Consider the following 23,733-nt stretch of genomic DNA (forward strand, 5'->3'; position numbering starts at 1 on the left):
AAGCAAACCGCTTTTCCGGGAAAAACACAAACCCTTGGGTAGGGTTCACTTGCCCGCAGACCGGGGAACGCATGCTTCCGTAGCCATGAGATAGGGGAGCGATTCGGACATAGAACACTCATCACAGGTGCAGAAGCATCCGACTGTTACCCAGGGTGTTGGGCTTCACTCGTTCGAGGCCCAGGAACTCCGCAACGCCCTCGTCATAGGAACGCAGCAGCTCACTGTAGACATCACCGTCTACCGGAGCTTCGCCGATCTCCACGAAGCCGTGCTTGGTGAAGAAGTCGACTTCGAAGGTGAGACAGAAAATGCGCCGCACTCCGAGCCAGCTCGCGGTGCGCACCAGCTTGTCGAGGACTTGGTGGCCGACTCCGGACCCCTTCAGCCGCGGATCCACGGCCAGGGTGCGGACCTCCGCCAGGTCTTCCCACATGACGTGGAGTGCTCCGCAGCCGACGACCTCGGCGTCTTCGTCCCGCTCGGCCACCCAGAACTCCTGGATGTCCTCGTAAAGCGTGACGGTGGCTTTGTCGAGCAGGATGCCGTCGCGTGAGTAGGAGTCGATGAGGCGGCGTACGGCCGGTACATCGCTGGTCCTGGCCCGGCGGACGGTGAGCCCTTTTGAATGCGGAGGCATGCCGGGACGCTATCGCCCCTTGCCGGGGGCGCCGGCCCCGGGTTCATCCCCTTCGGCGGGCCCGGCTTCATCGGCCCCTTGTGGTGCCGCTTCTGCCGCGGGTTCTTCCGCCGGCGTGCTCTCTTCCGTCTCTTGTGGCGGTTGTTCCGCGTCTTCCGCCGGTTCGTCGACTTGGACCATCCGTACGGCGTCGCGCAGGGCCTGCCGCTGTTCCGGCGACATCATGCCGAAGAAGGCGACAAGAGCGGCCGCGGGGTTGTCGCTGGCGGACCATGCCTCGTTCATCAGTGCGGCCGCGTAGGCGGCGCGAGTGGAGACCGCCTCATATCGATAGGCGCGGCCTTCTGCTTCGCGGCGCACCCAGCCCTTCTGGTGAAGGTTGTCCAATACGGTCATGACCGTGGTGTAGGCGATGGACCGTTCCTTCTGTAGGTCTTCCAGGACCTCTCGAACGGTGACCGGGCGGTTCCACTCCCAGACCCGCGTCATGACCGCGTCTTCCAGATCACCCAAGCGTCTCGGCACACAAGAACAATAGTGGGAGATGTCGCGAATGCCCGTTGATCTCGTTGCGTTTGGGCCGGAAAAAGGATGTACGACCCGGGACGGTCAATCCCGGGTCGTACGGTGCGCGCGGGCCGCCGAAAGGGCGGCGGGCGGCTCAGGCGCCGTGCGCCGTGGGCTCCTGACCAGCGGATTCGGCGCGCGCCAGGGCGGCGTCCACCGCGGCGTCCTCCTTGGCCTTGTTCTCTCCGCCCTGGCTCTTGATGATCGTCACGATCAGGGCGGTGAAGGCCACGGCCATCACTACGGGCGGGAGCAGCGCTGCGACGTAATCCATGGCGTTTGGCCTCCTTTGGGGCGTGAGATTCCAGAGTACGCAGCGCTCAGGCGGTGCGGCTCTCGGGGGGCGGGGCGGGCTTGCGGCGGGGCGGGAACACCTCGCCCGGTGTGGGGATCGGCCGGTCGCGCTGCGGTCCCTTGGGGCGCGGCGCCGGTGCGGGCTCCGGTTTGCGCTCCGGCTCCGGCTTCGGCTCCCGCCCGGGCTCCGGTTCCCGCCCGCCACGGGTCGCCGAGCGGCCGCCTGGCAGCGCGCGCAGCCGGGTCCGTACGGATTGTTCGGCGAGCTGCTCGCAGTGGCGCAGCAGGGCGCTGCGGCGCTCGCACTCGGCCGTTCCGCCGGAGCCCGGCAGCGAGCGGAGGGCGGCGAGATCGTCGGGGCCGGGGACATGGCCCACTGCCAGCGCCTCCTTGAGCTGCGCGAGATATCCGGTGGCCGAGCCGGGCAGGGCTTCGCGGTAGCGGGCGAGGTCGGCGAGGAGGAAGGCGCGCAGCCGGCCGCCTTCGCGGACCGCCTCGTCGACCGCCTCGGCCAGCCGGAGGTATTCCTGGATGTCCTGGGACCACTCGGGCCCGAGGGCGCCGAGCGGGGCGGACGGGGACGTCGTCTTCAGGGCATGGGCGAGGGCGCGACGGAGCACACGCAACTCATCGGCGCTGAACGCCATGCCGCCGCGGGTTCCGTTTGGCATTGGCATGTGGCGACTTTACGACCAATTCCGACAAAAGCCGCTTAATTCGTGAACGGTGGCGCGGCCGCGAGCCGCACCACCGATCATCCGGCGCGGGAATGACGTCCGCGGACCGGGCGGTTTCCGCTAGGAGCGGCGGCGTTCCCTAGGAGCGGGCGATATTCCGCTCGTAGACGAGCCGCAGACCGATCAGGGTGAGCCACGGCTCGTGCTCGTCGATCTCCGACGACTCACCGAGCACCATCGGCGCCAGTCCGCCGGTGGCGATCACGGTCACGTCGTCCGGGTCGTCGGCCAGCTCCCGCGCCATGCGCTGGACCACCCCGTCGACCTGGCCCGCGAACCCGTAGAGGATGCCGGACTGCATGGCCTCCACGGTGTTCTTGCCGATGACGCTGCGCGGCCGGGCCAGTTCGATCTTGCGGAGCTGGGCGCCCTTGACGCCCAGCGCGTCCACCGAGATCTCGATGCCCGGGGCGATCACGCCGCCGACGTACTCGCCGCGCGCACTGACCGCGTCGAAGGTGGTGGCCGTACCGAAGTCGACGACCACCGCGGGACCGCCGTAGAGCTCGACGGCCGCCAGGGCGTTGATGATGCGGTCGGCGCCGACCTCCTTGGGGTTGTCCATGAGGATCGGCACGCCCGTCTTGACGCCCGGCTCCACCAGGACGGCCGGCACGTCGCCGTAGTAGCGGCGGGTGACCTCGCGCAGCTCGTGGAGGACGGAGGGCACCGTGGAGCAGATGGAGATGCCCTCGATGCCGTCGCCCAGGTCGTCGCCGAGCAGCGGGTGCATCCCCATCAGGCCCTGGAGGAGGACGGCGAGCTCATCGGCGGTGCGCCGGGCGTCGGTGGAGATCCGCCAGTGCTCGACGATCTCCTCGCCGTCGAACAGGCCGAGAACCGTATGGGTGTTTCCCACGTCGATGGTCAGGAGCATGCTCCGCACCGCCTCCGGTTCATGTCACGCACGAAGGGCTCGCCTGGGGTGGTGGGTGGGGCGACGGGTGGGCCCACGTCGATGGTCAGGAGCATGGCGGTCAGCGGTCCTCACGCACATCGTCGGCTGCGCCCCGCTCGCCCTCGCCGTCGTCCTCGCGCAGGTCGAGGCCGATGTCGAGGATCGGGGAGGAGTGGGTGAGCGCGCCCACCGCGAGGTAGTCGACGCCGGTCTCGGCGTAGGCGCGGGCGTTGTCGAGGGTCAGCCGGCCCGACGACTCCAGCATCGCCCGGCCGGCGACCAGGGCCACGGCCTCCCGGGTCTGCTCGGGGGTGAAGTTGTCCAGCAGGATCAGGTCGGCACCTTCGGCGAGGATCGGCGGGATCTGGTCGATCCGGTCGACCTCCACCTCGATCGGCACCCCGGGGAACTCGGTCCGTACGGCCGTGAACGCCTCGGCGATGCCGCCCGCCGCGACCACGTGGTTGTCCTTGATCAGCGCCGCGTCGGACAGCGACATCCGGTGGTTGACGCCGCCACCACAGCGCACCGCGAACTTCTCCATGGCGCGCAGCCCCGGCGTCGTCTTACGGGTGTCGCGGACCCTGGCCTTCGTCCCTTCCAGGACGTCCGCCCAGGCCCGGGTCGCGGTCGCGATGCCGGACAGCAGGCACAGCAGGTTGAGCGCGCTGCGCTCGGCGGTGAGCAGGTCGCGGGTGCGGGTGGTGACGCTCAGCAGCTTGGTGCCGGCCGCGACCCGGTCGCCGTCCTCGACGTGCCGCTCGACCGCGAACTCCTCGGTGCAAACGAGGGACAGCACCGCCTCGGCGATCCGCAGACCGGCGACCGTACCGGCCTCGCGGGCGGTGAAGTCGCCGGTGGCGACGGCGTCCTCGGGGACGGTCGCCACGGTCGTGACGTCCACGCCCTGGTCGAGGTCCTCCTCAAGGGCGAGATGGGCGACGTCCTCGACCTGGACGGGGTCGAGACCGGCGGCCACCAGGAGCGCGGCCAGGTCGGGGTCGAGACCGCAGCTCAGCGGGTCGAGGTCGAACGAGCCGTCGTCGCCGCCGCAGCCGCAGGCATCGCCGCAGCCACCGGCGGAGGCGCCGCCGGTGGGCCCGCCGATCTGGAGGAGGGGGAGGTCGTCGGGGGTGCTGCTCACGGGGTGCGCTCCGTATTTGGGGAGGTGGGGTGTGCGGTGCGGTGTGTCTTGGCGGGCGGTGGGATCGGTGGCTACGAGGTGGCCGTCGGCGGGAACTCGGCGGTCTCCGTCGTATGCAGGGTCAGCGCGCGGTCCGCATCCAGGGTGATGCGGAAATGGCGGCGCCAGGAGACATCGTCCCGGTCCGGGTGGTCCTCGCGCCAATGGCAGCCGCGGGTCTCCGCCCGGCGCTGCGCCGCGGCGACCAGCACCCGGGCCACGCACAGGAGGTTGGTGGCCTCCCAGGCATCGACGCCGGGCTCGGGGGCCTTGCGGTCGGCGCGGCCGGCGGCGCTCCCGGTGGCGGCCGCACCGGCCGGTTCGCCACGGCCCGACGGGCCGCCCACCACGGTCGCCTCCCGCTGGAGGCGGTCCAGTTCGGCGGCCGCACGGGCGAGGCTCTCCGCGCTGCGCAGCACACCGGCACCGGCGGCCATGATCCGCTGCACGGCCGTACGGGTCTCCGGGGCGAGCAGCGGAAGGGTGGTGCGGGGCGCGGACGGGGCGGTCTGCGGGGCGGTGCGTGCGCCGTCCGCCGGTGCGCCGGGCGCGCCGCTCGCCGCGGGCTGCGGGGCCGGGGTCGCGGCGATGTCCGCGGCGATCCGCTCCGCGAACACCAGGCCCTCCAGGAGGGAGTTGGAGGCCAGCCGGTTGGCGCCGTGCACGCCGGTGCAGGCGACCTCGCCGCAGGCGTAGAGGCCGGGGACGGTGGTGCGCCCGCGCAGATCGGTGCGGACGCCGCCGGAGGCGTAGTGCGCGGCCGGGGCGACCGGTATCGGCTCGGTGACCGGGTCGAGGCCATGGCTGCGGCAGGCGGCGAGGATGGTCGGGAAACGGGTCTCCCACATCTGGGCGCCGAAGTGCCGGCCGTCCAAATACATGTGCTCGACGCCCTGTTCGTGCGCCCGGCGCATGATCTCCTTGGCGACGATGTCGCGCGGGGCCAGCTCGGCGAGTTCGTGCCGGCCGACCATGAAGCGGGTGCCGTCGGCGTCGACGAGGTGGGCGCCCTCGCCCCGTACGGCCTCGGAGATCAGCGGCTGCTGGCCTTCCGCTTCCGGCCCCAAATACAGGACGGTGGGGTGGAATTGCACGAATTCCAGGTCGGAGACCTCGGCGCCGGCCCGCAGCGCCAGGGCGACCCCGTCGCCGGTGGAGACCGCCGGGTTGGTGGTCGCGGAGAAGACCTGCCCCATGCCCCCGGTGGCGAGCACCACCGCCGGGGCGTGTACCGCCCCGACCCCGTCGTGCTGGCCCTCCCCCATGACGTGCAGGGTGACACCGGCCGTACGGCCCTCGGCGTCCGTGAGCAGGTCGAGGACCAGCGCGTTCTCGATGATGCGCAGCCCGGCGGTGCGGACCGCCTCGACCAGCGCCCGGGAGATCTCGGCCCCGGTGGCGTCGCCGCCGGCGTGCGCGATACGACGGCGGTGGTGGCCGCCCTCCCGGGTGAGCGCTATCTCGTCGCTGCCCGGTGCGGTGTCGAAGCGGGCTCCGGTGCCGATCAGCCGGTGGACGGCGTCCGGGCCTTCGGTCACCAGGGTGCGTACCGCGTTCTCGTCGCACAGTCCGGCGCCCGCGACGAGGGTGTCGGCCAGATGCTGCTCCGGGGTGTCGCCGTCGCCGAGCGCGGCCGCGATCCCGCCCTGTGCCCAGCGCGTGGAGCCGTCGTCCAGACGGGCCTTGGTGACGACGACGGTCCGGCGGCCGGCCGCGGCGCAGCGCAGCGCGGCGGTCAGCCCGGCCACCCCGGAGCCCACCACGACGACATCCGCCGCGATGGACCAGCCGGGGGCGGGGGCGGTCAGGCGTATGCCGGTGCCTGCTGCGGGGCTGAGGTCGGTGCTTGTTCCGGTGCCGGTCATCGGGTCGCTCCGAGGGGGCCTTGGGGAGTGGGGGGAGGTGTGGCGGGTGCGTCGGAAGGGGCGGTGTCCGTGCGGGTGCCGTCCTGGTGGGCGGGCGCCGGCCCGGAGCGCCCGGCTCCGAAGTCGAGACGGATGTTGTCGATCAGCCGGGTGGTGCCGACCTTGGCGGCGACCGCGAGGATGGCTTCGCCCTCGTAGTCGTCCGGGATCTCGGTGAAGTCGGAGGGGTCGACCAGGGCCAGGTAGTCGAGGGTGAGCGGCGGCTCCAGCCGGGCGGCGTCGTCCAGGACGGCGCGGGCCGCGGCGCGGGCCACGGACGGGCCGTGCGGGGGTCCCGCGGCGGCGTAGGCGACGGCGTGCGCGTCGGCGGCGGCCCGGTCCTCGCCGAGGGCGGCGAGCGCCGCGGCCCGGTCCTGTGCCGCGTGGCCCGTGGAGGCGGCGCGGGCGCGCAGCGCCTCCTCGGCGGTGAGCCGGTCGCGGGCCGCGAACAGCGCGGCGGACAGCGCGAGCGCGGTGCGCCGCTCCGGGGCGGAGAGGTAGCGGTTGCGGCTGGAGAGGGCGAGGCCGTCCTCCTCGCGCACCGTGGGGACGCCGATGATCTCGACGGGGAAGTTGAGGTCGGCGGCCATGCGGGTGATGACGGCGAGCTGCTGGGCGTCCTTCTGCCCGTAGAAGGCGAGGTCCGGCGCGGTCAGATGCAGCAGCTTGGCGACGACGGTCAGCACCCCGTCGAAGTGCCCGGGGCGGCTGGCGCCTTCCAAGAGGGTGCCCATGGGGCCCGCGGCGACCCGGATCTGCGGTTCTCCGCCCGGGTAGACCTCGTCGACGGACGGGGCGAAGACGACGTCCGCGCCGGCGGCGGCCGCCAGTTCGGTGTCGTCGTCCAGGGTGCGCGGATAGCGGTCCAGGTCCTCGCCCGCCCCGAACTGGAGCGGATTGACGAAGACCGTGACGACGACCTGGCCCTGCGGGCCGACCCGGCGGCGGGCGGCGCGGATCAGGGTGGCGTGGCCCTCGTGGAGCGCGCCCATGGTCATGACGACGGCGCGGGCTCCGCTGCCCCGGGGCTGCTCGCGGAGGGCGGCGGCGGTGTGGAGGAGCCGCACGGGCTGGGCGGGGCGGGCCGGCTGGGTGGGGCGGCTCTCGTCCATGGGCTGGTCCGGCTCCTGGTTCACGGGCTCCTGGGGCACGGACGTGTCCGGTGCCGGAGTGGCGTCCGGGTGGGGGCCCGGTTCGGGGGGCGGGCTCAGGGGCGAGGCGGTCATCGGTCGCCTCCCTCGGGGCCGTGGCCGGGGGCGTCGGGGTCCGGGCCGGAGGTGTCGGGGGCGCCCGGGGTGGTGCCGGGGCCGTCGCCGGAGTCCGCGAGCACTTCGAGCAGGTCCTCGGCCAGCTCCGGCTTCAGCAGACCGTGGACCAGCGCCCGGTCCGCGGTCGTACGGGCCATGGCGAGATACCCGGCGACGCTCTGCGGCGCGTGCCGGCGCAGCTCGGCGATGTGGGCGGCGACGGTGCCGGCGTCGCCCCGTGCGACCGGTCCGGTGAGCGCCGCGTCACCGGACCGGAGCGCGTTGTCCAGGGCGGCGCCGAGCAGCGGTCCCAGCATCCGGTCCGGGGCCTGCACCCCGGCCTCGTGGAGCAGTTCCATGGACTGGGCGACGAGCGTGACCAGGTGATTGGCGCCGATGGCCAGCGCCGCGTGGTAGAGCGGACGGGCGGATTCCGCGATCCACTCGGGCTCCCCGCCCATCTCGATGACCAGCGCTTCGGCGGCCATCCGCAGCTCGTCGGGCGAGGTCACCCCGAACGAGCAGCCGGCCAGCCGCTGGACGTCCACGGAGGTGCCGGTGAACGTCATGGCCGGGTGCAGGGCGAGCGGCAGGGCGCCGGCCCGGGTGGCCGGGTCCAGGACCCCCGTTCCGTACCGCCCCGAGGTGTGCACCAGCAGCTGGCCGGGCCGTACGGCACCGGTCTCGGCGAGGCCGCTCACCAGGCCCGCCAGGGCGTCGTCGGGGACGGTCAGCAGGACCAGGTCGGCGCGGGCGAGGACCTCGGCCGGGGGGACCAGCGGAACGTCCGGCAGCAGCTCGGCGGCGCGGCGTACGGAGGCGTCGGACACACCCGACACGGCAACCGGGCGATGACCTGCGAGCTGAAGCGCGGCGGCCAGGGCGGGCCCGACACGGCCCGCGCCCACGACCCCGACGGTCAGCCGGGCGGGTCGGTCCTGGGCCTCGAGGGGTGGGGGTGCATTCACGCGGCTATGGCCTTCCGTTCCAGTCCGCGGGGGGTACCGGACGATTCCTCGCCATGCTACGCGAGTGTTTCCGGTGACTTCAGAGCTGTGCGGAAGGTGAGACCTGGGTCTCGCCCGGGAGTTATCCACAGGGGTCGCGGGGCCGCGCGGGGCTGGGCGACCATCGATGCGACGGCGCGCGAAGGCGCGGGGCGAGGGCAGGACCGGGGGGTGTGAGGCGGATGAGGGAAGCAGGCGGACGCGGCACGGACGGGGGCTCGGGGGGGAGCTTCGGGCGGGGCTTCGAGCGGGGTGACTCGGCAGGGCTCGGGGAGTTCGGCGAGCGGCGTGGCGCGGGAGGAGTCAGGCGGGGGCTCGGAGGGCGGCGGGGCCGGCGGGGTCGGTACGCCCCGCGGTGCCGCGGCGGCCGGGGCGGGTGGCGCTCGCGTAGGGCGGCGGGAGCGGATGCGTGCGGCGTTCCGCGGCGCGCGGCGGGTGCTGCCGGCCGGCGCGCGGAGGGAGACGGTCCGCGAGCGGCTGGACCGCCTGGTGGCCGACGCCCCGGCCGCCTACGACCTGGACTGCTGGACGGATCTCTACGGCAACGACGACGGCATCATCGGCGAGCTGGAGCGCCGGACCGCCGGCGCCCTGGGCACCGAGGCCGCCGTCTTCTTCCCGACCGGCACGATGGCCCAGCAGGTGGCACTGCGCTGCTGGGCGGGGCGTACGGGCAATGCGACGGTCGCCGGCCATCCGCTGTCGCACATGGAGGTGCACGAGGGCGATGCCTGGGCGGTGGTCAGCGGGCTGCGCATGGTGCATCCGACCCACGCTCCGCGGCCCCCGACCGCCGCGGAGATCTACGACCTGCCGGAGCCGTTCGGGGCCCTCGCCCTCGAACTCCCGCTGCGGGACGCCGGATTCGTGCTGCCGACGTGGGACGAGCTGACCGCGACGGTGGAGGCCGCGCGGGACCGCGAGGCGGTGGTGCACTTCGACGGCGCGCGCCTGTGGGAGTGCGGCCCGCACTTCGGCCGCCCGCTCCCGGAGATCGCGGCCCTCGCGGACAGTGTGTACGTCTCCTTCTACAAGTCGCTGGGCGGCATATCGGGCGCGGCGCTCGCGGGCACCGAGGACTTCGCCGAGGAGGCGCGGGCCTGGCGCCACCGGTACGGCGGCCGGCTGTTCCAGCAGTGGCCGGTCGCGCTGGCCGCCCTGGCCGGGCTGGACCGTGAGCTGCCGCGGCTGCCCGCGTACGTGGCCCACGCGAAGGTGGTGGCCCGTGCGCTGGGCGAGGGCCTGGCCGCGGCCGGTGTGCCGTGGTTCCGGGTGCACCCCGCGGTGCCGCACACCCACCAGTTCCAGGTGTGGCTGCCGCACCCGCCCGAGCTGCTGAACGAGGCCGTCGTGCGCCAGGCGGAGCAAACCGGCACAGCGCTGTTCGGGCCCTGGGACGAGGCGGGGCCGGCCGGCCCGCCGGGGGTGTCGATGACGGAACTCACGGTCGGCGCCGGTGCCCTGGACTGGGCGGAGGGGGACATCAGGTCGGCGACCGGGGAGTTCATGGACTTCGTACGGCACGAGGCGGGTGAGGTGAACGGGCCTGGCGAGAGCTGAGGTGGGTGGGCACGGCTGGCGGGGAGGTGGGGCGTCAGGAGCCGGGGCGGGTCGTCACGAGGCAAGGCGTGTCGACAGGAGATGAGGGGGTGTCAGGAGCTGGGGAGTGATCACGAGGTGAGGCACGTGGCCAGGAGGTGAGGTGGGTCGTCACGAGGTAGTGCGCGCGGCCAGGAGCCGAGAGGGGGCGTTCAGGAGCCGAGGCGGGCGGGTGCGCCGTCCCGGGCACCCGCGGCGCCGGCCTCCCGGTGGAGCAGGGCCGTGGCGGCTGAGCGTACGGCGCGGCGGATGCGGGACGGCAGGTGGCCGGCGGGGGCCGTGACGACGGCTCGGAAGCGGTGCCACTGCCGGATCTCGCGGGCGGTGCGGACGGTGTGGGTGCCCGGGGCGGGCGGTGCGGCTTCGCCTCGCTGGGCGGCGCGGTAGAGGTCGAGGAGGTGCTGCTGACCGGCGTTCATGTGCCTCACTGTGCGGCGGTCCGGCCGCTCGGGGCGCGTCGATTGACGAGAGCCGTCAATCGGCGTCCGCGCAGGTGGGGGCCTCGCGCATGATGGGCGCATGGCCAACGTCATCGACATCACCGGGCTGCCGCCGGAGCGCGTCGTGTTCACCCCGTCCCCCTTGGCGGAGCTGGGCGCCGCGCTGCATGCGCTGTCCGAGCCGGGACACCACCCCGGGCTGCACGGCTGGGTCACCGCCACCAACGCGGCGCTGAAGACCGACCTCGCCGACCGGCTGTGCGAGGCGGACATCCTGTGGCGGTCCTCCCGTTCCGACATCCTGCTGCCGGCCCGCCCCGGGGCGACGCTGGCCGAGGACCTGGACGAGCTGGACAAGATCGACGACGAGCGGTTCGTGGCCGCCGCGTTCGAGATCACCTGCTCGCCGCGCTACACCCAGCCCACCCCGTCGCCCCTGGTCGACGCGGGCGAGCGGGCGCGCATACGGGAGATGGCCGCCGCGCGCGGCCCCCGGCAGGCGGCCTTCACCGACCGGATGCTCACCGACCCCGACGGCCTGCGGGTGTGGCTGCGCCGGCTGTTCGAGGACTGCGAGGAGGCGTTCTTCGGGGACATCTGGCGACGGGTGGGCATCCAGCTGGCGGCCGATGCCCGGCACAAGACCGAGTTGCTGCGCCGCAAGGGCCTGGCCGAGACGCTGTCCGCGACCTCGCGGGCGTTGTGGCTGGAGGACGCCCGGGACGGTGGCGGCGGCAGCAGCACCCGCATCGTCCTGGACAAGCTCGCCCAGGGGCGTACGACGGCGTTCGCGGACCCTGCGGATCCCGGCGTCACCTTCCTGCCGACGTCGTTCGGCTGGCCGCATCTGGTGTTCGCCCATGCCCAGGGCTGGCGCCCGGTGCTCCAGTACCCCGTCGCGAGCCCGGAGTTGCCTGCGCCGGCCGCCCTGGAACTCGTCCAGCAGCGGCTGGAGGCCCTGGGCCACCCGATGCGGATGCAGCTGTGCCGGACGCTGTCGCGCGGGCCGCATTCGACGGGGGAGCTGGCGGAGGCGTTCGGCATCACCTCGCCGGAGGTGTCCCGGCACATCGCGACGCTGAAGAAGGCCGGCTTGATCCAGACCCGGCGCCGCGGGCGCTATGTGCTCCACCAACTGGACCTCCAGGTGGTGGCCCGCCTGGGCAGCGACTTCCTCGAAGGCGTGCTCCGCTGAGAGCCAAGGGCCCAGCGGCCCCCACAGGCGGCCCCCACAGGCAGCCCCCTAAGCCCCCGTCCCTCCCGCCCGGACCAACCCGGTCTCATAGGCCAGGACCACCGCCTGGACCCGGTCGCGGAGGCTCAGCTTGGTCAGGATGCGGCCCACATGGGTCTTGACCGTGGCCTCCGAGAGCACCAGCCGCGCCGCGATCTCGCCGTTCGACAGGCCCTGGGCGACCAGCAGCAGTACCTCCCGCTCGCGGTCCGTCAGCCGGTCCAGTTCGGGGCGGGACGGTTCGCCGGAGGTGGCGGGCAGCATCGGCGTGAACCGGTCGAGGAGCCGGCGGGTGGTGGACGGCGCGACGACCGCGTCGCCGCTCTCCACCGCCCGGATCGCGGCGAGCAGTTCACTCGGCGGCACATCCTTGAGCATGAAGCCGCTGGCCCCGGCCTTCAGCGCGGAGAAGGCGTACTCGTCGAGGTCGAAGGTGGTCAGGATGAGCACCTTGGGGGCGTCTTTCTTCTGCCCGCCCTCACAGATCCGGCGGGTGGTCTCCACCCCGTCCAGATGCGGCATGCGGACGTCCATGAGGATCACGTCGGCCTGGGTGCCGCGCAGCACCTCCAGGGCCTCCACACCGTTGCCCGCCTCCGCGACGACCTCCATGTCGGGCTGTGCGGCCAGCACCATCCGGAAACCGGTGCGCAGCAGCACCTGGTCGTCGACGAGCATCACGCGGATGGTCATGTGCAAGGGTCCCTTCGGACAGGAGTGGGGCTGAGCGTACGGGGTGGGTGCGGGTGGCGGGTGCGTCGGTGGTCCGCACCAAAGGACGCCGTCCCGGCCGGACCGGTTGGCCTCCTCACCGGGCCGATTTCAACGGGAGCACGGCGCTGACCCGGAAGCCGCCGCCCGGCCGCGGCCCCGCGGTCAGGGTGCCACCGACCATGCCGACCCGCTCGCGCATCCCGATGAGGCCGTGGCCGAGGCCGTCCGCCCCGCCCTCCTCGTAGAGCTCGCGCTGCGCGCCGCGCCCGTCGTCCTCGACCAGCAGATCGAGTTCGTCGTCCCGGTAGCAGAGCCGGACGGTCGCGCCGACATCGGGGCCGCCGTGTTTGCGGGTGTTGGTGAGCGCTTCCTGGACGATGCGGTACACGGTCAGCTCGACGCTGCTGGGCACCTCGCGGGGCTCGCCCACCTGCCGGAAGTCGACCGGCAGCCCCGCACTGCGCACCTGGTCGATGAGGTCGGTGAGCTGCTCGACGCCCGGCTGGGGGACGTATTCGCCGCTCTCGGGCTGCTCGCCGGTGCGGAGGACGCCCAGCAGGCGGCGCATTTCGGCCAGTGCCTGGCGGCCCGTGCCGGAGATCGTCTCCAGGGCCTGCCGGGTCTGGTCGGGTGCGCTGTCGAGCACATAGGCGGCGCCGTCGGCCTGGACGACCATCACCGAGACGTTGTGGGCGACGACATCGTGCAGTTCGCGGGCGATACGGGCGCGCTCGGCCGCGACCGCGATCCGGGCCTGTGCCTCGCGCTCCTTCTCCAGCCGGGCGGCCCGCTCCTCCAGCTGGGCCCAGTAGGCGCGGCGGGTGCGCATGGAGTCGCCGAGCACCCAGGCCAGCACGAAGGGCACGGTGAGCAGCACGGTGACGAACAGGTTCGTCACCATCCGCCGGCCGTCGGCGAACTCACCGAAGCGCCAGTAGGAGAGCGCAGGACCGAAGATGGCGCCGACGAGCGCACAGCGGGAGGCCCAGCGGGGGACCGTGGGCCCGGACGCGACGGTGTAGGTGATCACGAACATCGCGGCGTCGCCGGGGTAGGTCCCGATGCTGAAGACCAGTTGGCCGACGCCGATGGCGGCCGTCAGCAGCAGCATCTTCACGGGGGCCTTGCGGCGCAGCGCGACGACGACGCACAGACCGATCGTGAAGATCATGCCGATGGCCTGATGGGCGCCGGAGAACCGGAACCCGACCCACAGGCTGGTGAACCCGAAGAGGAGGACGGCCCAGAAGGTGTCCACCCCTGTCGGGTGCCTGCGGAGGAAGTCGTAGAGGCGCTGCACGTAACCCAGCGTAGGCACCGTGAATACGTGTACGAGTCAACCGCACGAGCGATCCTGTGCGCCGGGCCTACTCCCCAAGGTGGAGAATCCCTGCACCACGTGTGGTGGACCGCTGGACGCCCGGCACCTCGTGCCGTCGGCCGGCCCGGCGCCCGCCCGTACCGTGGGGCAGATGACGAACGAGTGGTGCGGGTGGCGCGAGGCCACGGAGCGGGCGCTGTACGGCCCGGACAACGGCTTCTACACCCGGCCCGGCGGCCCCGGCCCGGCCGGCCACTTCCGCACCTCCGTGCATGCCTCGCCGCTCTACGCGGGCGCCGTCGCCGCACTTCTGGGACGTGTCGACGCCGCGCTCGGCCGGCCGGACGAGCTGGCGCTGGTCGATGTGGGCGCGGGGCGCGGCGAACTGCTCACGGGCGTGCTGGCGGCGCTGCCCGCGGAGGTGTCCGCACGGGTGCGCCCGTATGCCGTCGAGCGCGCGTCGCGCCCCCAGGGGCTCGATCCGCGGATCGACTGGCGGGGCGAGCTGCCCGCGCCGAGTTCGGTCACCGGGCTGCTGTTCGCGAACGAATGGCTCGACAATGTGCCGGTCGAGGTCGTCGAGACGGATGAGAACGGTGTGGCGCGCCGGGTGCTCGTCCGCGCCGACGGCACGGAGCGGCTGGGCGAGCCGGTGGACGGCGCGGACGCGGACTGGCTCCGCCGCTGGTGGGCCCCGCCCCTGTCTGCCGACGCCACCGGAGGCGGCGCCCCCGGGCTGCGCGCCGAAATCGGCCGCCCCCGGGACGCGGCCTGGGCACGGGCCGTCCGTACGCTGCGCGCCGGACTGGCCGTCGCCGCCGACTACGCGCACGAACGGGGCGACCGTCCGCTGTTCGGCACGCTCACCGGCTTCCGGGACGGCCGCGAGGTGCCGCCCGTCCCGGACGGCAGCTGCGACATCACGGCACATGTGGCGCTGGACGCCTGCGCCGGGCCGTCGGCGGAGCGGCTGACCCAGCGCGCGGCGCTGCACGCCCTGGGGGTGACGGGCCGGCGCCCGCCGCTGACCCTGGCCTCCAGTGACCCTGCCGGGTACGTGCGGGCGCTCGGCGCGGCCGGCGCGGCGGCGGAGCTGACCGACCCGGCGGGCCTGGGTGGTTTCGGCTGGCTCGTGGAGCCGGTGGGCGGGGAGTGTGCGGGGCTGCTCAAGGGGTGGGACGCCTGAGGGCCAGGGCTTCTGCCCGGCGGGCGTCCTGCAAGACTGTTCCCATGACGGAGACGACGGTCGGCATCGGCGGCGCGGCGGAGAGCACCGACATGGTGCTGAACATCGGCCCGCAGCATCCCTCGACGCATGGCGTGCTGCGGCTGCGCCTCGTCCTGGACGGCGAGCGCATCCAGCACGCCGAGCCGGTGATCGGCTATATGCACCGCGGCGCCGAGAAGCTCTTCGAGGCGCGCGACTACCGCCAGATCATCATGCTCGCCAACCGGCACGACTGGCTGTCGGCGTTCTCCAACGAGCTGGGCGTGGTGATGGCCGTCGAGCGGATGCTGGGCATGGAGGTGCCCGAGCGTGCCGTCTGGACGCGGACCCTGCTCGCCGAGCTGAACCGCGTGCTGAACCATCTGATGTTCCTCGGCTCGTACCCGCTGGAGCTGGGCGGCATCACCCCCGTCTTCCACGCCTTCCGGGAGCGGGAGGAACTCCAGACCGTCATGGAGGAGATCTCCGGCGGCCGGATGCACTACATGTTCAACCGCGTCGGCGGCCTCAAGGAGGATCTGCCGGCCGGCTGGCTCGGCCGGGCCCGGCAGGCGGTGGCCGATGTGCGCTCCCGGATGGACGTCTACGACAACCTGGTCCTGGGCAACGAGATCTTCCGCGGCCGGACCCGCGGGGTCGGGGTGCTCGCGCCGGAGACGGTGCATGCGTACGGGGTCTCCGGGCCGATCGCCCGCGCCTCCGGTGTCGACTTCGACCTGCGGCGCGACGAGCCGTATCTGGCGTACGGGGAGCTCCGCTCCACGCTCCGGGTCGTCACCCGGGAGGAGGGCGACTGCCTGGCCCGCTTCGAGTGCCTGCTGGCACAGAGCCACAATGCGCTCGATCTGGCCGACGCCTGCCTGGACCGCCTCGCGGAGCTGCCGCCGGGCCCGGTCAACCAGCGGCTCCCCAAGGTCCTGAAGGCCCCCGAGGGCGCGACCTACGCCTGGACCGAGAACCCCCTCGGCATCAACGGCTACTACCTCGTCTCCAAGGGCGACAAGACGCCCTACCGCCTCAAGCTGCGCTCGGCGTCCTTCAACAACATCCAGGCCCTGGTGGAGCTTCTGCCGGGCACCCTGGTCGCCGACATGGTCGCCATTCTCGGCTCGCTGTTCTTCGTGGTCGGGGACATCGACAAGTAGGGGGCCGCTGCTCGGCGTCCGCATTCGCCGACGGCCGTCCACAGCCTGTGGACAGCGGTCCGCCGCCCCGGAAACCGGTCCGGCCCCGGAGCTGAGGAACGCTCCGGGGCCGGGTGGCTGTGCGGTCGAGCTCTGCGGTCGAGCCGTGCGGCCGGCCTGTGCGGCCGGGTCAGGAGATGGCGGTGCGCAGGGGGGCGAGGTCGAGCTGTTCGGTCTCGTCGTGGGCGGTCAGGTCGATGACCTCGCCGCTGCCGGTGGTCGTCGCCCCGTCGGTCCGTGTGTCCTCGGCCGCGTCGGACTCCACCGGCCGCGTACGGGCGGACTGTTCGGCGAGGGCCTCTTCCCCGACGACGTCCGCCAGGTCCTCCTCCAGCGGGGCGGTCAGCTGCCGGGGGCCGGCGTCGGTCGCGTTGCCGAAGAAGTCGAAGCCGCCCGTCGCACGGGACGTGGTGGGGCGGGACGGGGCGATGGCAGCGGCGGTGGCCGGCACCGGGCGGAGCGCGGGTCCGGCGGCGGTGGCCGTACGGGCGGGGTCGGTCTCGCCCGCGCGCGGTGCGGCTGCCGCCGGGGCCTTCCCCCGGCCCTGCTCACCATCCTGGCCGCCCTGGGCGTCGCGGGCGGCGGGCGGTCCGGAGCGGCCGGCCCCGTCGGCCCCGGCACCGGTCTTCGACAGCTGCGCGGCCTTCTGGACGGCGCGCTGCCGGGCGGCGTTGCGCGCCAGCCGGCGCAGCGCCTGGTCGGCCTGCGCGAAGGTGGCGGGGGCCGGGCGGTCCGGGGTCGTGGCGGGCGCGCGCCGGGCCGGGACGGCGGTCGCCCCTGCGCGGGACGCTCCGCCCTGCGCGGGGCCGTCGCCCTTGTCCGGACGCAGGGGGGAACTGGGGTGCGCGGTCGCGAGCTTGGGGGACGCGTGGAGCGCCAGGGAGAGACCGGCGACGGCCGGCAGCGCCTTGGCAGGGGCGGCGGCCTCGATGGCGAGCAGCCGACGGCCCTCCAGGGCGCTGGCCCGCTCGGTCTCGGCGGTGGCGTAGCGGCGGAGCAGATCGGCGTGTTCGCTGCGCAGTCGGGCCAACTCGGCGCGCTTGGCGCGGAGTTTGGCCTCCAGGCCGGCCCGGATCTCGCGGGATTCCTCGACGTCCGTTTCGAGCTCGGCTATCCGCTCCTCGGTACGCCACTCGTCGCGCACCCGGGCGCGGTGGAGCTCGGCGACCTGCCGGCCGGCCGTACGGTCCCAGGTCCGCAGAAGGACGGCGCCGGTCAGTGCGGCGGCGGCCGCGCCCGCGGCGAGCACCCGTTGCACCAGATCGTCGCCGACAAACCACGCGCCCGCGGCGCAGGCAATTGACGCACCGGCGACCGTCGCGGGAGGAAGCAGCCGGTGGAGGGGTGGTGATTGGCGGTGGCGTCCTCGTGGCATGGCCAGAAACTTACCGTGCGTGCGGGACCTGTGGGGCCCCGCACGCCGATCCGTTTCCCGCTGGTTACTTCTTGACCAGATTCTTGGACTCCACATAAGCCTGTGCGACATCCGCGGGCTTGAGTCGTTCGGCATCGACCTTGCGGTTCAAGTTGATCAGGTCTTCGGTCGTGAGCGTCCGGGTGAGCTTCCCGAGCGCGCCGGCTATCTCCTTGTCACCGGCGCTCTTGGCATTCACCACCGGCAGCACATTGTCGGCGTTCTGAAGCTTCTTGTCGTCCTTCAGAAGCACCAGACCGAAGGTGCCGAGCGTGGCGTCCGTGGTCGTGGTGAGCACCAGCTGATCGGTGCCGTCCTTGACCGCCTGCTTGGCCTGCGGGGTCCCGACGCCCTTGGGATCCAGCGCCGTGATGTCGATGCCGTACGTCTTCTCCAGGCCGGGCTTGCAGAACACCCGGGTCTCGCACTCCTCCCCCGCCGCGAGCTTCACCTTCTGCTTCGATTTACCGAGGTCGGAGAGGTTCTTGAGGCTGTTCTCGGCGGCGAATTCCCGGCTCACCGCGAACGCGTTCTGGTCCGTCGCACCGCCCGCCGGCAGCACCTTCAGCCCACGCGGCGAAGCGAGCTTCTCCAGGGCCGTCACCGTCTTGCCGATGTCACTGGAGGCGACGGGCTTCGCCTTGCTGCCGTTCGCCTTCGCGTTGAGGAATTCGGCGAGGGTGGAGGCGTATTCCGGAACGACATCGATCTGGCCCTTCTCCAGGGCCGGTTCATACAGCTCGCGATTGGCCAGGGTCTGCACCCGGGTGCGGTATCCGGCATCGGTCAGCACCCTGGAATAGATCTCGGCGAGCACCTTCGACTCGGTGAAACCCGCCGAGCCGATGACGAGCTCGCCCTTGCCACCGCCCTTCCCGCCGCCGCCCTTCTCCTCCAGGCTCTGGCCCCCGCACGCGGCCAGGCCGGCCGCCAGGGTGATCACTGCGCCCGCGGCCACCGCGGTGCGCGCCACACGCGACGTGCTGCTCATGGATGCCACCATTCAGTCCGTTCGGATCAGGTCCGGTCGAGTCGTGCCGGATCGGGTCGGGTCGTCGCCCGGGGGGCGCTCGCCGAAGTCGGTGCGCCGGGGGTCGGTGCGCCAGCGGTCGCGGGGCCAGGGGCCGGTGCGCTAGGCGGGGGTACGCCAGGCGTGGGTACGCCGGCACCCGGTGCACCAGGGGCCGCGCCCGTGCCCGCTCCCTTGGCGGGCCGCGACGCCGTACGCGCCGCGCGCCGCCGGCCCCGCATCGGGTCGAGCAGCCGCTCCGCCAGGACGAGCACGCCCTCCACGGCCAGCGCGAGCACGGCCACCAGCACCGCGCCCGCGACCACTTGCGCGGTGTCGTAGTTGCCGAAGCCGGCGGTGATGATCCGGCCCAGCCCTCCGCCGCCGGCCAGCGCGGCCAGCGTCGCGGTCGCGATCACCTGGACCGTGGCCGACCGCAGACCGGTCATGATCAGTGGATAGGCGAGCGGTATCTCGACCCGCAGCAGCAGCTGCGGCCCCGACATGCCCATCCCGCGCGCCGCCTCGACCACATCGCGGTCCGCCTCCCGCATGCCCAGATAGGCGTTGGTCAGCAGCGGTGGCACCGCGAAGAGCACCAGCGCGATGACCGTGGGCCAGTCGCCCTGCCTGCCCAGCGGACTGAGCGTCAGCAGCACCAGGACCGCGAAGGTCGGTACCGCGCGCCCCACGTTGGAGAGATTGACCGCCAGCGCCCCGCCCTTGCCGAGGTGCCCCAGCCAGAGCGCCACCGGCAGGGCTATCAGACAGGAGAGGACCAGGCACAGCCCGCTGAGCCAGAGATGCTCGGCGAGCCGGTGCCACACCCCCTTCTCCCCGGCCCAGTTGGCGGCCGTCGCCAGCCACTGCCACGCGCCCGTGATCGCCCCCATCGCTCAGCCCACCACCTTCGCGGTACGGGCGCCGCGCCGCGCACCGGCCTTCGCCGCCCGTCCCGGCACCCGCGTCCAGGGCGTCAGCAGCCGCTGGAGCCCCATCAGCAGCAGATCGGCGAGCAGCGCCAGCAGCACACACAGCGCCGAGGCCGTCAGCACCTCCGCCTTGAAGAAGCCCGCCATGCCGTCGGCTATCAGATTGCCCAGGCCCCCGTAGCCGACGACGGAGCCGATGGTCGTCATCGCCACCGTCGAGACCGTGGCGATCCGCAGTCCGGCCACCAACGCGGGCAGGGCGAGCGGGAGTTCGACCTCGTACAACAGCCGCGCCGGACCGTAGCCCATCCCCCGGGCGGCCTCCCGCACCTCGGCGGGCACGGCCTGAAGACCGGCGAGGATGTTGCGCACCAGGATCGTCAGCGAATACAGCACCAGGCCCGTCACGACCACGGCCGCCGAGACCCCGAAGACCGGGGTCAGCAGCGCGAACATCGCCAGCGAGGGGACCGTGTAGAGAACCGTCGTCAGCCCCAGGACCGGCCCCGCGGCGCCCCGCCACCGCCGGGCCACCAGCGCCAGCGGAAAGGCGACCAGCAGGCCGAGCAGCACGGACACGGCCGTGATACCGAGATGCTGGACCGTCGCGTCCACCAATTCCTGGCTGCGGGTGCGCAGATACTCACCGCAGATCCAGTCGTTCGTCTCCAGGCAGCTCGGCCCGGCAGCACCACCACGCATGGCGCGTCACCTCCCCCGCCCCGGTCGCTCACCGATCCGGTGACTGTCTGCGACCCTAACCCCGACCACTGACAACCGGCCCGCTCCCGCAGCTCACCGGCCGCTTCGCCATGCACCCGCAACACCGCGTTCACGACCGCCCGGCCACAATGGGCCGTACACCACTGGGGGGATGCATGATCCGCTTCGAGCACGTCACCAAGAGTTACCCCGACGGCACCACGGCCGTGGACGACCTCTCGTTCGAGGTCGCCGAGGGCGAACTCGTCACGCTCGTCGGGCCTTCGGGCTGCGGCAAGACCACGACGATGAAGATGGTCAACCGGCTCATCGAGCCCACCAGCGGCCGCATCCTCCTCGACGGCGAGGACATATCCACCCTGGACCCCGTGCAACTGCGGCGCCGTATCGGCTACGTCATCCAACAGGTCGGCCTGTTCCCCCACAAGACCGTCCTGGACAACACCGCCACCGTCCCGCACCTTCTGGGCCGGCCCCGCAAGGAGGCACGGGCGCGCGCCGCCGAACTCCTCGACCTGGTCGGCCTGGACCCGTCCGCCTACGGCGACCGCTACCCCGAGCAGCTCTCCGGCGGGCAGCGCCAGCGCGTCGGAGTGGCCCGCGCGCTCGCCGCCGATCCGCCCGTCCTGCTGATGGACGAGCCGTTCGGCGCGGTCGACCCGGTCGTGCGCGAGCACCTCCAGAACGAGTTCCTGCGGCTTCAGTCCACGCTCCGCAAGACGGTCCTCTTCGTCACCCACGACCTTGAGGAAGCGGTCCGGCTCGGTGACCGGATCGCCGTCTACGGGGCGGGGCGCATCGAGCAGTTCGACACCCCGGCGACGGTGCTGGGCGCCCCCGCGACCCCCTACACCGCCGAGTTCGTCGGCGCCGACCGGGGCCTGAAGCGGCTCTCCGTCACGCCCGTCGAGCCCGGCGACCTGGAACGGCCCCCGGTCGTCCGCCTCGACGACCCCGCGGACCGCGCCGCCGCGCTGCTCGCCGCCGACGGGGCCTCCTGGGCGGTCGTCCTGGACGCCGACGGGGCGCTGCACGGCTGGGTCCCGGCCGCGGCGCTCACCGGAGCCGGCGCGGCGCCGGCGGACGGAGCCGGGCCGGCATTCGAGAAGCGCGCCCCACGGGGCACCACCGTCCGCGCGCACGCCCGGCGGATGGACGCCCGGCTCCCGCTCGGCGCCCCGCTCAGGCAGGCGCTGAGCACGATGCTCCAGCACGACGCGGGCTGGGTCGCGGTCCAGGACGGCGACCGTTTCCTGGGGGTCCTCACCCCCGCGCGGCTGCACACCGCGCTGCGCCGTGCCACCACGGCGGACGCCGCGCGGGTCCCGCGCGGCGAGGTGTCACTCGATACGGTCCCGGGCCCCGGCGTCCCGGCCCAGGGCTCCGCCGGCTGATCCGCGCGGCGGCCCACCGCGGCGCCGCTCCACGGGCTCGGAGCACGCCTCCGCGGGCCCGGACCACGCCCACGGGCCCCGACCGGCGTCACACCGAGGCGTCGACCCCGCCGTTCCCGTTGCCGTCGTCCTCGGGCAGCTTGCACACCCGCTCCAGGAAGATCGCCGCGGCGACCACCGCCGCTCCGGCGACCACCGACAGCGCGGCGTAGATCGCCTGGTCCCGGCGCGGTGCGACATCGAGCCCGGCGGTCAGCAGAAAGACGCCGACGCCGCCGTACAGCCCCGCGACCAGCGCCGCCACCAGCGCGCTGGCCTGCCCGAAGACCACCGCCCGGGCGGCCATCATCGGCTCGACGCCCTTGGCGCCCGGCCGGCGCTCCCGCTGAGCGCGCAGCCGCGAGCGGAGCGAGAACGCGGTGGCGGCGAGCACCGCGGCGATCAGCGCCAGCACGATCGGGGCGGCCACCGGAACGCTGGGCAGGGTGCCGAACGAGTCCCACAGCCGGGCGCCGCCCCAGGCCAGCACCCCGGCCGCCAGAAACAGCCCGACCAGCACCTTGATGTGTAGCTGCTTCACCGAGCGATCGCCCCTCGCGCCGTCATGACCTTTTGTGCCGTCACGGCCGTCCTTGTCGTCCTGGCCGCCTCGTCCGGTCCGTACGGATGCATCCCGCAGGGAGCCGGCCCGCAACCTTAACGACTACTCCGGCAGCCGCAGTTCCAGGTCCGCCCGCGGTTCCACACCGTCGCGGCCCACCGCGGACAGCAGTTCGGCCACCGCGCCGCGCCCGGGGACCACGGCCTCCGGGTCGATGTCGTGCCACGGCACCAGCACGAACGCCCGCTCATGGGCGCGCGGGTGCGGCAGCGTCAGCCGCGGGTCGTCGGAGACCACGTCCTGATACGCCAGGATGTCGACGTCGATGGTGCGCGGGCCCCAGCGCTCGTCGCGGACCCGCTCGAAAGCCTCCTCGATCGCCTGCCCGCGCTCCAGGAGGGAGGACGGCGGCAGCGTCGTCTTGATCAGCACCACGGCGTTGAAGTACGACGGCTGGGAGCCGGGGTCCACGCCCCACGGCACGGTCTCGTAGACCGGGGAGACGGCCTTGACCCGCAGCCCCGGGGTGTCCTCAAGCGCGTCGACGGCGCCCTGGAGGGTCTCCAGGCGGTTGCCGAGATTGCTGCCGAGGGAGATCACGGCGCGTTTGGGGTTGGAGAGCGTCACATCGGCGGCGTCCACCTGCTCCACTACGGAGGCGGGCACCGGCTGCACGGTCGGATCACCCATACCGGGATGCCCGGCGGCGGCCCCGTGCGGAGTGGTGGTCGGGTGGCGGGTGGGCTTCATACTCGGCTCCGAGTGATGGTGATGGTCACGTCGTCGAAGGGGACGGTGATCGGCGCGTCCGGCTTGTGCACCACCACCTCCACCTCCTGCACGCCCTCGTGCTTGAGGCACTGCTCGGCGATGCGCTCAGCCAGGGTCTCGATGAGGTCGACGGGCTCGCCCTGGACGACGGCCACCACCTCCTCGGCCACGACGCCGTAGTGCACGGTCTTCGCGAGATCGTCGCTCGCCGCGGCCCGGCGGGTGTCCAGACCGAGCACCACGTCGACGATGAAGGTCTGACCCTCCTCGCGCTCCCGGGGAAACACCCCGTGGTGGCCTCGGGCCTTCAGCCCACGCAGCGCGACACGATCCACGCGAATCACTCCCACTGGTCCACGGCACCTCTGGCGCCACTGTTCGTCGGATTCCGGGCAGCCGCCGGAGCGATCCGGCAACACTGCCCCGCCGTCGAATCTACCTTCGAGTACCGGCAGTCCTCGCCCACGGGGGCTATGGACAAGACCCCGTCCTGCTGCTAAGCGCTACCTGGCGGGGCAGCGGCCAGCGGGCCGGGAGATCGTCCGCGCGGCCCTCTTACCCCCCTGCCCACGCCCCACCCCTACCCGTGCCGCACTTGGCTCGAACGGGTGCGCCCTCACCCGGACGGCTGACGTCCGCCCAGGAAGGCCGCACAGGCCCGCGCCCCGGACGCAAGGGCGGGCGGCCATGGC

At 73.0% G+C, this 23,733-nt stretch carries 24 protein-coding genes; 5 read left to right on the forward strand and 19 right to left on the reverse strand.

Features of this window, described 5'->3' with window-relative positions:
• Positions 1 to 121 precede the first annotated feature (121 nt).
• From ACFWJW_RS31195 to ACFWJW_RS31235, 9 genes are all read right to left on the reverse strand, one after another.
• Positions 122 to 640, reverse strand: a complete 519-nt coding sequence (locus tag ACFWJW_RS31195; RefSeq protein WP_085923352.1) for an amino-acid N-acetyltransferase — start codon at positions 638 to 640, stop codon at positions 122 to 124.
• A gap of 9 nt (positions 641 to 649) precedes the next feature.
• The gene (locus tag ACFWJW_RS31200; RefSeq protein WP_387247556.1) at positions 650 to 1,129 is read right to left on the reverse strand and encodes a BlaI/MecI/CopY family transcriptional regulator; all 480 of its coding nucleotides are present in this window, start codon (positions 1,127 to 1,129) and stop codon (positions 650 to 652) included.
• 172 nt (positions 1,130 to 1,301) lie between these two features.
• Complete coding sequence (locus tag ACFWJW_RS31205) at positions 1,302 to 1,481, reverse strand: hypothetical protein (protein ID WP_042150260.1); 180 nt, start codon at positions 1,479 to 1,481, stop codon at positions 1,302 to 1,304.
• 46 nt (positions 1,482 to 1,527) lie between these two features.
• Positions 1,528 to 2,148 (reverse strand): hypothetical protein, encoded by a 621-nt coding sequence (locus ACFWJW_RS31210; protein ID WP_387247557.1) that lies wholly within the window; start codon positions 2,146 to 2,148, stop codon positions 1,528 to 1,530.
• A gap of 169 nt (positions 2,149 to 2,317) precedes the next feature.
• Positions 2,318 to 3,115, reverse strand: coding sequence for a type III pantothenate kinase (locus tag ACFWJW_RS31215; protein ID WP_042150267.1), 798 nt, complete (start codon positions 3,113 to 3,115; stop codon positions 2,318 to 2,320).
• A gap of 100 nt (positions 3,116 to 3,215) precedes the next feature.
• On the reverse strand, positions 3,216 to 4,280 hold the full coding sequence (nadC, locus tag ACFWJW_RS31220) for a carboxylating nicotinate-nucleotide diphosphorylase (RefSeq protein ID WP_387247534.1): 1,065 nt from the start codon (positions 4,278 to 4,280) through the stop codon (positions 3,216 to 3,218).
• Positions 4,281 to 4,351: 71 nt separating this feature from the next.
• Positions 4,352 to 6,184, reverse strand: a complete 1,833-nt coding sequence (locus ACFWJW_RS31225) for an L-aspartate oxidase (RefSeq protein WP_387247535.1) — start codon at positions 6,182 to 6,184, stop codon at positions 4,352 to 4,354.
• A complete protein-coding gene (gene panC, locus ACFWJW_RS31230; RefSeq protein WP_387247558.1) occupies positions 6,181 to 7,335 on the reverse strand; it encodes a pantoate--beta-alanine ligase in 1,155 nt (384 codons plus the stop codon). Before panC ends, ACFWJW_RS31225 begins: the two co-directional genes overlap by 4 nt.
• A gap of 110 nt (positions 7,336 to 7,445) precedes the next feature.
• On the reverse strand, positions 7,446 to 8,438 hold the full coding sequence (locus ACFWJW_RS31235; protein ID WP_387247536.1) for a Rossmann-like and DUF2520 domain-containing protein: 993 nt from the start codon (positions 8,436 to 8,438) through the stop codon (positions 7,446 to 7,448).
• Positions 8,439 to 8,882: 444 nt separating this feature from the next.
• Here ACFWJW_RS31235 and ACFWJW_RS31240 point away from each other — a divergent pair, with 444 nt between their 5' ends.
• Positions 8,883 to 10,037: a threonine aldolase family protein gene (locus ACFWJW_RS31240; RefSeq protein ID WP_387247537.1), complete on the forward strand. Its 1,155-nt coding sequence runs from the start codon at positions 8,883 to 8,885 to the stop codon at positions 10,035 to 10,037.
• Positions 10,038 to 10,228: 191 nt separating this feature from the next.
• On the opposite strand, the gene ACFWJW_RS31245 is transcribed toward ACFWJW_RS31240, so the two are convergent.
• On the reverse strand, positions 10,229 to 10,495 hold the full coding sequence (locus ACFWJW_RS31245; protein WP_387247538.1) for a hypothetical protein: 267 nt from the start codon (positions 10,493 to 10,495) through the stop codon (positions 10,229 to 10,231).
• Positions 10,496 to 10,595: 100 nt separating this feature from the next.
• Here ACFWJW_RS31245 and ACFWJW_RS31250 point away from each other — a divergent pair, with 100 nt between their 5' ends.
• The gene (locus tag ACFWJW_RS31250; RefSeq protein ID WP_387247539.1) at positions 10,596 to 11,711 is read left to right on the forward strand and encodes a DUF5937 family protein; all 1,116 of its coding nucleotides are present in this window, start codon (positions 10,596 to 10,598) and stop codon (positions 11,709 to 11,711) included.
• Between the two features lie 48 nt (positions 11,712 to 11,759).
• Here the strand turns inward: ACFWJW_RS31250 and ACFWJW_RS31255 are convergent, their stop codons facing one another.
• Together ACFWJW_RS31255 and ACFWJW_RS31260 are read right to left on the reverse strand one after the other, a co-directional pair.
• Positions 11,760 to 12,443: a response regulator gene (locus ACFWJW_RS31255; RefSeq protein WP_387247540.1), complete on the reverse strand. Its 684-nt coding sequence runs from the start codon at positions 12,441 to 12,443 to the stop codon at positions 11,760 to 11,762.
• 115 nt (positions 12,444 to 12,558) lie between these two features.
• Entirely contained in the window at positions 12,559 to 13,764 is a 1,206-nt protein-coding gene (locus tag ACFWJW_RS31260) for a sensor histidine kinase (RefSeq protein ID WP_387247541.1), read from the reverse strand.
• Between the two features lie 172 nt (positions 13,765 to 13,936).
• Between ACFWJW_RS31260 and ACFWJW_RS31265 the strand changes: the two genes are divergently transcribed.
• Positions 13,937 to 14,971: an SAM-dependent methyltransferase gene (locus ACFWJW_RS31265; RefSeq protein WP_387247542.1), complete on the forward strand. Its 1,035-nt coding sequence runs from the start codon at positions 13,937 to 13,939 to the stop codon at positions 14,969 to 14,971.
• Between the two features lie 44 nt (positions 14,972 to 15,015).
• Positions 15,016 to 16,158: an NADH-quinone oxidoreductase subunit D gene (locus tag ACFWJW_RS31270; protein WP_387247543.1), complete on the forward strand. Its 1,143-nt coding sequence runs from the start codon at positions 15,016 to 15,018 to the stop codon at positions 16,156 to 16,158.
• 169 nt (positions 16,159 to 16,327) lie between these two features.
• Here ACFWJW_RS31270 and ACFWJW_RS31275 read toward each other — a convergent pair whose 3' ends face one another.
• The 4 genes from ACFWJW_RS31275 to ACFWJW_RS31290 form a co-directional block, all read right to left on the reverse strand.
• Positions 16,328 to 17,446 (reverse strand): hypothetical protein, encoded by a 1,119-nt coding sequence (locus tag ACFWJW_RS31275; protein ID WP_387247559.1) that lies wholly within the window; start codon positions 17,444 to 17,446, stop codon positions 16,328 to 16,330.
• 190 nt (positions 17,447 to 17,636) lie between these two features.
• Entirely contained in the window at positions 17,637 to 18,602 is a 966-nt protein-coding gene (locus ACFWJW_RS31280) for an ABC transporter substrate-binding protein (protein ID WP_387247544.1), read from the reverse strand.
• A 26-nt stretch (positions 18,603 to 18,628) separates the two neighbouring features.
• Positions 18,629 to 19,513 carry an ABC transporter permease gene (locus tag ACFWJW_RS31285; protein ID WP_387247545.1) on the reverse strand — a complete coding sequence of 295 codons (885 nt, stop codon included), beginning with the start codon at positions 19,511 to 19,513 and terminating at the stop codon, positions 18,629 to 18,631.
• A gap of 3 nt (positions 19,514 to 19,516) precedes the next feature.
• Entirely contained in the window at positions 19,517 to 20,254 is a 738-nt protein-coding gene (locus ACFWJW_RS31290) for an ABC transporter permease (RefSeq protein ID WP_387247546.1), read from the reverse strand.
• Positions 20,255 to 20,430: 176 nt separating this feature from the next.
• Here ACFWJW_RS31290 and ACFWJW_RS31295 point away from each other — a divergent pair, with 176 nt between their 5' ends.
• Positions 20,431 to 21,669, forward strand: a complete 1,239-nt coding sequence (locus ACFWJW_RS31295; protein WP_387247547.1) for an ABC transporter ATP-binding protein — start codon at positions 20,431 to 20,433, stop codon at positions 21,667 to 21,669.
• An 88-nt stretch (positions 21,670 to 21,757) separates the two neighbouring features.
• On the opposite strand, the gene ACFWJW_RS31300 is transcribed toward ACFWJW_RS31295, so the two are convergent.
• The 3 genes from ACFWJW_RS31300 to folB form a co-directional block, all read right to left on the reverse strand.
• Positions 21,758 to 22,249 (reverse strand): DUF3180 domain-containing protein, encoded by a 492-nt coding sequence (locus tag ACFWJW_RS31300; protein WP_387247548.1) that lies wholly within the window; start codon positions 22,247 to 22,249, stop codon positions 21,758 to 21,760.
• A gap of 123 nt (positions 22,250 to 22,372) precedes the next feature.
• Positions 22,373 to 23,020, reverse strand: coding sequence for a 2-amino-4-hydroxy-6-hydroxymethyldihydropteridine diphosphokinase (gene folK / locus ACFWJW_RS31305; RefSeq protein ID WP_387247549.1), 648 nt, complete (start codon positions 23,018 to 23,020; stop codon positions 22,373 to 22,375).
• Positions 23,017 to 23,376 carry a dihydroneopterin aldolase gene (gene folB / locus ACFWJW_RS31310; RefSeq protein WP_387247550.1) on the reverse strand — a complete coding sequence of 120 codons (360 nt, stop codon included), beginning with the start codon at positions 23,374 to 23,376 and terminating at the stop codon, positions 23,017 to 23,019. The genes folK and folB overlap by 4 nt, the downstream gene beginning before the upstream one ends.
• Between the last annotated feature and the right edge of the window lie 357 nt (positions 23,377 to 23,733).

This window comes from Streptomyces sp. NPDC127097 (assembly GCF_042724075.1).
In the GTDB taxonomy this organism is placed as follows: domain Bacteria; phylum Actinomycetota; class Actinomycetes; order Streptomycetales; family Streptomycetaceae; genus Streptomyces.